The following is a 6,734-nucleotide window of genomic DNA, read 5'->3' as shown; positions in this document are numbered from 1 at the left end:
GAATATCAACAACTCTTGAAAAACAACAATATAAGGTCAAGTATGACTGAAAAATACGACCCATACGAAAATGCCATCGCCGAAAGGGTCAACGGAATATTGAAACAAGAATTTGGAGTGGCAAAAAATATAAAGAACATAAAATTGAAAAAAGCACTGATTAAGAATGCCATAGAAATCTATAATGATCAAAGACCGCATTTATCCAACCATATGCTCACACCACTACAAATGCACGCACAAAACAAATTGAAAAGAAAACAGTACAAATCAAAAAAGCTGAACAATGTTATCATTGTTCAGCCTTAATATTTAAATTTAATCCTTCAATAATCTGTATCGATTATTTAGGATGAGACATTTAAATGGGGGAAACCAACATATCAAAAAGTAACCTTACTTGTCTGAATAAATTTATCCAATCATTTCAGTTATCTATATTTAAATTTTCCTTTGGCAAATAAAATAATTGATTTAAATAGCCTGTGACCCAATATCCTTAATGTTAATAATTCCCACAAAATTCTTAAAACTTTTTAATGTTTCAAACTTAGTTATCTACTTCTAATAATCTAGTCTAAGGAATTGGTCAACTATAATAGCCTTTCAATCAAAATATCATTAAATGGAAACAAAGAATTTATTAACTTATTTTAAAAGTCCAATAACTGCTTTCCTTACTTTTACTTTTGAAATATTCTTAGGCTTTAAGAATCGACAAACAAATTGAAGACATATATGAGTTATAAATTTTATAATTTCTTCTATTGACGTCCTCAATTCATAATTTTTACTAAGAATATATATGCCTGTTTTTAGTCGTCTTTTTTTATAGATTACAACTATTTTAGAGGCTTTATAGATATTGGCATTCTCCCTATTACGCTTAAATCAACGTTTTTTAAAATGTACACTTCTCCTCGGTAATAAATAAATAGTTTATAACTTTAGGAAATATGGGCCTTATTATTACAATAGTTCCTTTTTATAATTCTTATCAATTATCCTATTCAAGCAATGAAACATAAAAAGAATAGATTAAGTATTCTAAATTATTCTTTAACATTCAATTTAAACAAGTCAATTTATCTTACATAAACTATCCTACGTCTCATCGAACATATTTGGACTTACATCGTAAAGTCATTGTCTACACTATAATTATAATTACATTTTGCATTGTAAACCAACCCAATAAGCAATTCAACCTTATATGCCTGATAAAAAGAGTGCATTAAAAAATTATTTAGAGCTCGCCATTGAAGCAGCGATAATGGCTGGAATAGCTATCATGAAGGTTTACAATAAACCAATCTTTAATCAGAAATTAAAAGTTGACAATTCTCCCTTAACTGAGGCAGATACAGCCGCCAATATAATCATAAACAAGTTTTTAAAAACTTCGAATATCCCAATTATTAGTGAAGAAAATAAGAATTCGGACTATGACATTAGAAAGAATTGGAAAAAATGTTGGCTAGTAGACCCTTTGGACGGAACAAAAGAATTTGTCAATAAAAATGGCGAATTCACTGTTAATATAGCACTATGTGAAAATGGAATACCAATTCTCGGAGTAATTTATGCCCCTAATAGCAAAGAACTGTTTTATGCCGATGTGAAAAGTAGAAATGCGTTTAAAAGACAGTTAAAAGAAGAATACATGATAAAAGGTGAGCTTTATGATGTTCAAAATAAAATTTCACCTAACCCTGCTCCAATAAATACCATTAGGGTAGTAGGAAGCCGATCACATATGAATTCGGAAACTTTGGATTTTATAAAGGACTTGAAGCAAAAGTATGATCTAGTGGAAATTGTTTCCATGGGAAGCTCCCTTAAACTATGTATGATTGCTGAAGGTAAAGCAGATGTTTATCCGCGTTTTGCCCCAACTATGGAATGGGACACGGCTGCAGGCCATGCTATTTGCAAGGCGGTAGGATTAAAAGTATTATCAAAAAACTCCCAAGATGAATTAATGTATAATAAGGAAAATTTGTTGAACAATCATTTTATACTTCAAAATTCATAATGGATAGCTCTCACAAAAGGCATATTGCCAAAACAATAACATGGAGATTAGTGGGCACCGTGGATACCATTGTACTTTCATGGGCAATCACAGGCAACCCATTTACAGGGCTAAAAATTGGGATGCTCGAAATGTTCACAAAATTAATACTTTACTATCTCCATGAGAGGTTCTGGTTTAAATTTTATGTTGAAGAAAGCAAAACACGACACATAATAAAAACTATTTCTTGGCGAATAATTGGTACTTTAGACACAATTACCCTTTCATGGTTTATTACAGGAAATGCACTCACAGGATTAAAGATTGGAGCAGCAGAAATAATTACAAAAATGATTTTATATTATTTACATGAACGTACATGGTATAAGATAAATTTTGGTTTGGATAAAACAAGAAGAGCTAAAAAATGGAAAAAAACATAGTACAACAAGAGTATAAAATAAGCCGTACTCTCAGAAGAGAGGCAAACGGACATAATTCCTTCTTGATATTTTTTACTGGGTTTTCCGGATCTGGAAAATCTACTATTGCTAATGCCTTGGAACAAAAATTGCATCACCTCAATATTAAAACCTATGTTCTCGATGGAGATAACGTACGTAGCGGGATTAATCAAAATCTCTCTTTTAGTAAAAAGGACCGATCAGAAAATATTAGACGGATAGGGGAAATTTCCAAATTATTTGTGGATGCTGGTGTGGTTGTCCTCGCTGCTTTTATTGCTCCTTATAAAGAAGATAGGGAATTTATAAAGGCAATAATAGAAAATGAAAATTATGTGGAGGTATTTGTGAATACATCCTTGGAAGTATGTGAAACAAGGGATGTTAAGGGATTGTACAAAAAGGCCAGAAAAGGGGAAATTAAAAATATGACAGGGATTTCCGCACCCTACGAAGCTCCTCAAAATCCTGACGTAGAGGTTTCTGAGTTGCACTCTGTTGAAGAATCCGTTGAGATTATATATGACAAAATTAAAAATAAATTAATACTCTGAAATCATGAATAAATACTTTTTAAACTATTTGGATGAATTAGAATCAGAGTCTATTTATGTTCTTAGGGAAGTATGGGCCCAATTTCAAAATCCAGTAATTCTTTTCTCTGGTGGCAAAGATTCCATTGTTTTAACACATTTAGCTAAAAAAGCCTTTTTTCCAAGTAAAATCCCATTTGCCTTAATGCACGTGGATACAGGTCATAACTTTCCTGAAACCATTTCTTTTAGAGATGAGTTAGTTAAAGTTATGGGAGTTAGACTTATCGTTGGTTACGTGCAGGATTCTATTGATAAAGGTAGAATAGCAGAAGAAAAAGGCAAAAACGCCACAAGAAATGCCCTACAGATTACGACACTATTGGATACCATAGAAACTAATAAAATAGATTGTGCCATAGGAGGAGGAAGAAGAGATGAAGAAAAATCTCGTGCCAAGGAACGTTTCTTCTCCCATAGGGATGAATTTGGGCAATGGGATCCAAAAAATCAACGCCCAGAACTTTGGAATTTATTCAATGGAAAACACTTCCAAGGAGAGCATTTCAGGGTCTTTCCCATTAGCAATTGGACAGAAATGGATATTTGGAACTACATTAAAAGGGAAGGTATTCAGATACCATCTTTATATTATGCACATGAAAGAGAGGTAGTTTGGCGGAATGATTCCTGGATTCCAAATTCAGAATTTTTAATTCTAGAATCCAAGGAAAAAACTTATCTAAAAAAGATTCGTTTTAGAACTCTGGGAGATATTACTATAACGGGGGGGATAGAATCAGAAGCTGATACACTTGAAAAAATAGTGCAAGAAGTAGCAGCCATGAGAAATACGGAACGTGGTAACAGAAGTGATGACAAAAGATCGGATACGGCCATGGAAGACAGAAAAAGACAAGGGTACTTTTAACAAAATTTAATTACGAAATAATGAATATTAATAATAGTCAATTATTGCGATTCACAACGGCCGGCAGTGTAGATGATGGTAAAAGTACTTTGATTGGACGCTTACTTTACGATTCCAAATCTATATTCGAGGATCAACTGGAGGCAATTACAAATACAAGTATTAACAAAGGTCATGACGGGGTTGATTTGGCTTTGTTTACAGATGGGTTAAAGGATGAAAGAGAACAAGGTATCACCATTGATGTTGCCTATAGGTACTTTACCACTCCTAAGCGCAAGTTTATTATTGCAGATACTCCCGGGCATATACAGTACACAAGAAATATGGTCACTGGTGCTTCAACGGCCAACGCTGCCATTATCTTAATTGATGCGCGCCACGGTGTAATTGAACAGACCAAAAGGCATGCATTTATTGCATCTTTACTTCAGATTCCACATATTATAGTCTGCATAAATAAAATGGACCTGGTAGATTTTAAGGAAGAAATATATGATGGGGTTGTAGCTCAATTTGAAGAATTTTCATCAAAATTGTTGGTCAAGGATATCAGATTTATCCCTATAAGCGCCCTTTTAGGTGATAACGTAGTACATCGATCTGAAAACATGCCTTGGTACCAAGGTGGCCTCCTTTTGTACACTTTGGAAACTATTCACATAAGTAGTGACATTAATAAGGTAGATGCCAGATTTCCCGTGCAGACCGTTATACGCCCCCAAAGTGCTGAATATCCTGATTATAGGGGATATGCTGGGCGAGTAGCCAGTGGGGTCTTTAGAAAAGGAGATGAGATTACAGTAATGCCTTCCGGGTTTACTTCCAAAATAAAAACTATAGATACAATTGCTGGAGAATTAAAAAATGCTTTTGCACCCATGTCGGTCACTATAACCCTTGAAGATGATATTGGCGTAAGTAGAGGGGATATGATCGTTAGATCAAATAATAAAGCGGAGGCATCCCAAGATATTGAAGTAATGTTATGTTGGTTAACCCATTTACCTGCAAAACCTGCTTCAAAATATACCATTAGACATACCTCCAATGAGCAAAAGGCGATTATTAAGGAAATTGTTTACAAAATTGACATAAACTCTCTTTCCCGTTTACCAAACGAAAAAGAATTAAGGATGAACGACATATGTAAGGCAAGGATAAGGACGACAAAACCACTATTGATCGATTCTTACCGTGAAAACCGGATTACAGGTAGTATTATCTTAATAGATGATGATACTAATGAAACAGTTGCGGCAGGAATGATAGTTTAAAATTAATTAGTTTGTCAAGACCCCTTTTTATTACATTAAACCGAATTTGTGTCACTTATATCGATTAATAATTAAAAACAAAAAAATAATTCTTTAATTCTATTATGAAAAAGTTACGGTTCATTTTTATTGCAATAACTGGGCTCTTGTTTTTTTCCATTTTCCTGTCATCAACAGTCCGTAATATTTATTTATCAACGGATGGGGGTGTTAAAAGATTTGGACCACTTGTAGAACCTATTAAAATTTTAGCCGAATTACCGTCTTTGATGAAGCAAGTTTTTAAGCCTGCTGAATTTTTAGTCAAGAATGTGGAAGACAAAGATGGTTTCACATATTTTGGCTCTGATAATATTGAACTATATCCTAAAATATTGATTTCCCATAAAGGAGAAGAATTTGGCCAAAAATTTGATCTTTTTGAATTGAGTACCGGCAAATTAATAAAACGTTGGGAACCGGACAATAAAAGCCTGTTTGATCAAGCGTACAATCAAATGAACCCCAGAAAACAGGAAAAGGGTAGTGATTTGTATTTCATGCATCCTTTCTTCTCCCAGGATAGTTCATTAATACTGAATTCCCAACTTACAAGTTTATTGGTTAAAATTGATAAAAACGGTAAAACAGTTTGGCTAAAAAACGATAGGAATTACCATCATACCCTGGAAGAAGACCATGAAGGATATATTTACGCAACAACACAACCCTTCATATCAGGGAAATATGACATGTTACCTGAAGATTACGATGCATATAAAACAATTCTTTTGGACGATGAAATCACCAAAATAAACCCTAAGAATGGTGAAATAATCAACAGTAAATCAGTAATTGAAATATTGTTGGAAAATGGATATGAGGATTTACTTCTATCCAAAGGTCAATTTATAAGTGACCCCATTCATTTAAATGATATACAACCGGCTCTTACCAATTCGGAATATTGGAATAAAGGAGACCTTTTAATATCCTGTAGAAATCTTAGTACAATATTTTTATACAGACCCAGTACCTCAAAAATAATTTGGATAAAACACGGTCCTTGGTATAATCAACATGATGTAGATTTTCTGGATAATAATAAAGTAGTCGTCTATGGAAATGATGTTATTCGTGAAGAAAGTAGAATAGACCCCAAATTAACTTCCCAAAATCTTTTCTTCAGTTCCAAAAGGAAAAACAATGAAGTTTATATTTATGACTTTGAAAAAGACACTGTTACTACCCCATATAGTAGATTATTAAAAAATGAAATGGTAAGGACCATTACCTCAGGAAGATGCGATATCTTGCCTAATGGTGACATATTTATAGAAGAAACAAATAATGGAAAAATAATAATTGGGGATAGTATCCATAAAAAAATTAAATTTGTAAAAAGACTTGATGACAATCATATTTCGAGTCTTTTTTGGAGCCGAATAATTAACTAAATATCATAACTATGTTTTTATATCTAGGACCCGGGCTTGGAGCCGGAATAATTGCTATTATTTCAGGAGTTTTTTT

General features: G+C 33.2%; 7 protein-coding genes. All 7 read left to right on the top strand.

Annotated elements, in window-relative coordinates; all coding sequences use genetic code 11:
- Positions 1-309: integrase core domain-containing protein (locus tag LV92_RS03840; RefSeq protein ID WP_146613508.1), on the top strand; the 309-nt coding region annotated here is incomplete at its 5' end.
- A 904-nt stretch (positions 310-1,213) separates the two neighbouring features.
- On the top strand, positions 1,214-2,035 hold the full coding sequence (gene cysQ / locus LV92_RS03835; RefSeq protein WP_111622292.1) for a 3'(2'),5'-bisphosphate nucleotidase CysQ: 822 nt from the start codon (positions 1,214-1,216) through the stop codon (positions 2,033-2,035).
- Complete coding sequence (locus LV92_RS03830; RefSeq protein ID WP_072864073.1) at positions 2,035-2,460, top strand: DUF2061 domain-containing protein; 426 nt, start codon at positions 2,035-2,037, stop codon at positions 2,458-2,460. The genes cysQ and LV92_RS03830 overlap by 1 nt, the downstream gene beginning before the upstream one ends.
- Positions 2,445-3,035, top strand: coding sequence for an adenylyl-sulfate kinase (gene cysC / locus LV92_RS03825; protein WP_072864071.1), 591 nt, complete (start codon positions 2,445-2,447; stop codon positions 3,033-3,035). Before LV92_RS03830 ends, cysC begins: the two co-directional genes overlap by 16 nt.
- 4 nt (positions 3,036-3,039) lie before the next feature.
- On the top strand, positions 3,040-3,945 hold the full coding sequence (gene cysD / locus LV92_RS03820) for a sulfate adenylyltransferase subunit CysD (RefSeq protein WP_072864069.1): 906 nt from the start codon (positions 3,040-3,042) through the stop codon (positions 3,943-3,945).
- Between the two features lie 20 nt (positions 3,946-3,965).
- The gene (locus LV92_RS03815) at positions 3,966-5,222 is read left to right on the top strand and encodes a sulfate adenylyltransferase subunit 1 (protein WP_111622291.1); all 1,257 of its coding nucleotides are present in this window, start codon (positions 3,966-3,968) and stop codon (positions 5,220-5,222) included.
- A gap of 269 nt (positions 5,223-5,491) precedes the next feature.
- On the top strand, positions 5,492-6,658 hold the full coding sequence (locus LV92_RS03810; RefSeq protein WP_170126279.1) for an arylsulfotransferase family protein: 1,167 nt from the start codon (positions 5,492-5,494) through the stop codon (positions 6,656-6,658).
- Positions 6,659-6,734 lie beyond the last annotated feature (76 nt).

This window comes from Arenibacter echinorum, from assembly GCF_003259375.1.
Classification (GTDB): Bacteria; Bacteroidota; Bacteroidia; order Flavobacteriales; family Flavobacteriaceae; genus Arenibacter; species Arenibacter echinorum.
This window is presented reverse-complemented; position numbering and strand designations above follow the sequence as displayed.

What these genes read in the sequence shown, in the direction of transcription:
- LV92_RS03810 (WP_170126279.1), top strand. Translation starts at nt 5,492, where the DNA reads ATGAAGCAAGTTTTTAAGCCTGCTGAATTTTTAGTCAAGAATGTGGAA.
- cysD (WP_072864069.1), top strand. Translation starts at nt 3,040, where the DNA reads ATGAATAAATACTTTTTAAACTATTTGGATGAATTAGAATCAGAGTCT.
- LV92_RS03815 (WP_111622291.1), top strand. Translation starts at nt 3,966, where the DNA reads ATGAATATTAATAATAGTCAATTATTGCGATTCACAACGGCCGGCAGT.
- cysQ (WP_111622292.1), top strand. Translation starts at nt 1,214, where the DNA reads ATGCCTGATAAAAAGAGTGCATTAAAAAATTATTTAGAGCTCGCCATT.
- LV92_RS03830 (WP_072864073.1), top strand. Translation starts at nt 2,035, where the DNA reads ATGGATAGCTCTCACAAAAGGCATATTGCCAAAACAATAACATGGAGA.
- cysC (WP_072864071.1), top strand. Translation starts at nt 2,445, where the DNA reads ATGGAAAAAAACATAGTACAACAAGAGTATAAAATAAGCCGTACTCTC.